8 protein-coding genes are annotated in these 3,062 nt (G+C 69.2%); all 8 read right to left on the bottom strand.

The genetic code is table 11. The features are described from left to right. Positions 1 to 21 precede the first annotated feature (21 nt). Positions 22 to 147, bottom strand: a complete 126-nt coding sequence (locus tag LCE31_RS40700) for a hypothetical protein (RefSeq protein WP_263632806.1) — start codon at positions 145 to 147, stop codon at positions 22 to 24. After that, complete coding sequence (locus LCE31_RS38450; RefSeq protein WP_225022834.1) at positions 144 to 662, bottom strand: hypothetical protein; 519 nt, start codon at positions 660 to 662, stop codon at positions 144 to 146. Before LCE31_RS38450 ends, LCE31_RS40700 begins: the two co-directional genes overlap by 4 nt. A gap of 95 nt (positions 663 to 757) precedes the next feature. Next, positions 758 to 949, bottom strand: coding sequence for a hypothetical protein (locus LCE31_RS38445; protein WP_225022832.1), 192 nt, complete (start codon positions 947 to 949; stop codon positions 758 to 760). Continuing rightward, the gene (locus tag LCE31_RS38440) at positions 946 to 1,200 is read right to left on the bottom strand and encodes a hypothetical protein (RefSeq protein ID WP_225022831.1); all 255 of its coding nucleotides are present in this window, start codon (positions 1,198 to 1,200) and stop codon (positions 946 to 948) included. Before LCE31_RS38440 ends, LCE31_RS38445 begins: the two co-directional genes overlap by 4 nt. 38 nt (positions 1,201 to 1,238) lie before the next feature. Next, entirely contained in the window at positions 1,239 to 1,589 is a 351-nt protein-coding gene (locus LCE31_RS38435; RefSeq protein ID WP_225022830.1) for a hypothetical protein, read from the bottom strand. A gap of 93 nt (positions 1,590 to 1,682) precedes the next feature. Beyond that, entirely contained in the window at positions 1,683 to 2,024 is a 342-nt protein-coding gene (locus LCE31_RS38430) for a hypothetical protein (protein ID WP_225022829.1), read from the bottom strand. A 184-nt stretch (positions 2,025 to 2,208) separates the two neighbouring features. After that, on the bottom strand, positions 2,209 to 2,454 hold the full coding sequence (locus LCE31_RS38425; RefSeq protein WP_225022828.1) for a hypothetical protein: 246 nt from the start codon (positions 2,452 to 2,454) through the stop codon (positions 2,209 to 2,211). A gap of 134 nt (positions 2,455 to 2,588) precedes the next feature. After that, positions 2,589 to 3,062 (bottom strand): hypothetical protein (locus LCE31_RS38420; protein ID WP_225022825.1); only part of this gene is annotated, 474 nt, incomplete at its 5' end.

Genomic DNA, 3,062 nt, shown 5'->3' with positions numbered 1-3,062 from the left:
GCTTCCGGGTGCGGGTCTTGCTCATGGCGGTTCTCCGTCCGTTGGTGCGGGTGTGCGGGTGGGGCGGTGGAAGCGGTGGAGGGAGGCCCAGACCATGAGCAGGCCGAGGGCTCCGAGGGTGGTGAGGATGAGGAGCGGGAGGGTCACGCGGTCTGCTGGCCCTCGCCCTGCTCGCAGGCTGGGGACGCCACGCTGTCTCGCAGGTATTCCTCGATATGACGCGCGCCAGTCAGCACGGCCGGATAGTCCCGGTGATCGCGGGGCGTGCGCCGCAGTCGCGCCGCCATGTCCTCCAGCGCGCGGCGGACGGCGGCAGCCACGGCCGCGTCACGGTCAGCCTCCAGCTCGGCGACACGGGCCAGCAGCCACGGGATGTCCTCGCGGGCGTGGACCATCAGCTCCCAGTCGTCACCAGAGAAGTCGCCGATGTCGCTGCGGTGGAAGTCGTAGTCGCGCGGCTTCTCGCCTGAGCGGGCGAGACGTTCCGCTGCTACCGGTGTCAGGTCGGGGGTGCTGACGCCGGTGACGTATTCGCCGTGTCGGCAGAGCCCGTCGGAGCAGTCGCACTGCTCGTATTCGACCTTCCAAGGGGCGGGGGTCAAGTGCTCGGCTTCGGCGCGGGCCCGGATCTCCTGCTCGCGGCCGGGCGTCTGGTCGGTCATGGTTCAGCTCTCCTTGTGGGCGTGGGTGGCGATGAGGATGAGGGCGGTCCCGGCGGCTATGAACCGGAGGGCGGTGATGATCAGGTCCGGGTAGTTCACGGCTGACTCCGGTTTCTTCGGCGCGGGTTGGGCTTGGTTGCGCGGTCGTTCGGGGCGCCGATGGCTTCGCACAGGTCGGCGTAGTGCTTGTCCTGCTCGGCCCTGGTCCAGGGGCTGTGGTCGGTCTCGCCGTAGGTGCCGTCGGGGACGGCCTCGCGGAGGAGCGCGGCGTACTGGGTCTCCGTCACCGGGTGCCTGCCGGGAGGGGCGTCCAGGCGATCTCGGCCTCGAAGACTGCGAGGGCAGCGTTCTCGCGGCGCTGCTCCAGGAGCCGGTCCATGTAGCCGGTCACGTACCAGAAGTCCGGGTGGTAGATGGCGTACAGGTCGGCGCGGACGCCCATCTGGTCGGTGGTGAGGGTGCGGGCGTCGTCGTAAGCGTCGGCGCGGCCCATGTAGTACGGGTCCTGCTCGCCCGTCGTGGCAGGAGCGGTGGTCATGATGCTCATGGCATGGGGTCCGTTCTCGTCGGAAGGGGTTAGGCGGCGGTGGGGCGGAGGGTCGCGGCGGCGACCTCCGGCATGACCAGCTCGTCGGCGCAATCGAGGACGTGCACCTGGACGGGGATGCCGGGACGCCGCCCATCGGGGTCTGTGGTCGTGTGGAGGGTCCGCATCACGACGCCGTGTCCGGCGGCCTGGACGGTGATGTGGCCGCCCGTGAGGGTGAGCCAGTGGGCGAGGCTGTCCTGGTCGACGTCGAAGATGTGGATGCCGTCGTGGCGTGCCGTGTGCCGGCCGAGGGGGAGCCCGTAGGCGGTGTGCATGTACTGGGCGGCGTGTTCGCTGCGTTCGCGGGCCTGCTGGCGGGCGTAGAAGGCGGTGTCCACGGTGGTCTCCTTGGGTCTGTCACCCGGCTCGTGGGGCTCTCTCGCGTCTCTGGGGTGCCACGCGGTGCCATCCACGAGCCGGGGGTCTTCGGGTTATTCGCCGTCGAGGTAGTGGTCGTCGGTGCAGGCGGGGCACTGGGTGCGCCAGACGGTGCCGTCGAGGTAGGAGCGCACGTAGCGGGCGGCGCAGACGATGTCGCAGGTGCAGTGGCCGCAGTCGCAGCGGGCGAGTTCGCCGTCGGCGGGGAGTTGGATGCCGATGATGTGGGCGGCGTCGGCGTGGAGGTGCTGGTAGAGGGGCCAGTCGCTGGGGGTGTCGATGGCGTCGGCCTGGTCCATGAGGTCGTCGAAGGTGCTGCGCAGCTGCGGGTGCAGGGTGCGGAGGTGGACTTCGGCGGGAAGTTTTTGGGTGTGCGGAACCAGGGCGATGACCATGGGTTTCTCCAGCGGCAGGTACTCCAACCGGCCCTGAGGGGCGGGTTGTTGTCGGCTACGCCAGACTACCGGTTAAGCATTGTCGGCGCAATGCTTAAGGAGGTGTGGGCATGAGAAAGCCCCCGACCAGTCCTCGGTCGGGGGCTACGCAGCAGGCCACAGGCGCCTTGGCGCCTTCGGCGGTTCAGTTCAGTCGGTCCTGGCCGTCCACCCAGTCCCGGTGCAGCTCCAGCACCGAACTGAACGACGCACCCCGCGTCCGCCCGCTACCGCCCTCCCGGCGTAGCTCCGTCCTGACGCCCCGTCTCGTCAAGAGCCGGCCCAGGGTTCTCTTCGACATGGGATGTCCGGTCTCCTTCAGCAGCGCCACGCAGGCGTCCAGTGAGGCCCAGTCGTCGTCGGCATACGCCATATACGTCTCGATGGCCACAGGCCACCTCCCGGTGATCGACAGACCGACGGTTCGCAGCCCCCAGCGGTCGATGCGGGTGGGCCAGATGGCCCGGGTGTTGATGCGGTGATGAAAGTGATCCGTTGATTGTGCCCGTTAGACCCGTCAGCGGGTCAGGAGGTTGCCCTGTGGCATGACCGCTTCTCCTGGATGTGGTGGACGGCGATCTGCTCGAGAGTCCAGAGGCGCGAGGCGCCGAACCGGTCCGTGCAGTGAGCGTTGAAGCACATCGCCCTGCGGGCCGATGACCGCCATTGGAGGCCGAAGCAGCGGCAGGCGGGGCAGCGGTGGCGGCGGATGAGGGTTTTGATGTCGCCCTCGGGTATCGCGTGCTCGAGCATCTGCCGGTAGATGACCGTGTCGCGGTGCAGGCGTCGGGCCTCGTTGGTAATGGGCAGGTTCTCCCACCAGCCGTACAAGTCGGCCGGGTTGGCGGGCTGCGCCGGGACGGTGGCGCCGGCGAGGCGGGCAGCAGCAGCGTCGGCCTGGGCGTGCTGCGTGAGTTCCGCGGCAGTCGCTTCGAGGTGGGCGAGGATGCCGAGGTTGACCGGGGTGGGGGCGATGGTGGCCCGTGCAGTGCGGAGGGG

The sequence above is a fragment of the Streptomyces sp. 8L genome, from assembly GCF_020176795.1.
Taxonomy (GTDB): Bacteria; Actinomycetota; Actinomycetes; order Streptomycetales; family Streptomycetaceae; genus Streptomyces.
This window is presented reverse-complemented; position numbering and strand designations above follow the sequence as displayed.

Coding starts and splice junctions, on each gene's coding strand:
- LCE31_RS38450 (WP_225022834.1), bottom strand. CDS start 662: ATGACCGACCAGACGCCCGGCCGCGAGCAGGAGATCCGGGCCCGCGCC.
- LCE31_RS38440 (WP_225022831.1), bottom strand. CDS start 1,200: ATGACCACCGCTCCTGCCACGACGGGCGAGCAGGACCCGTACTACATG.
- LCE31_RS38430 (WP_225022829.1), bottom strand. CDS start 2,024: ATGGTCATCGCCCTGGTTCCGCACACCCAAAAACTTCCCGCCGAAGTC.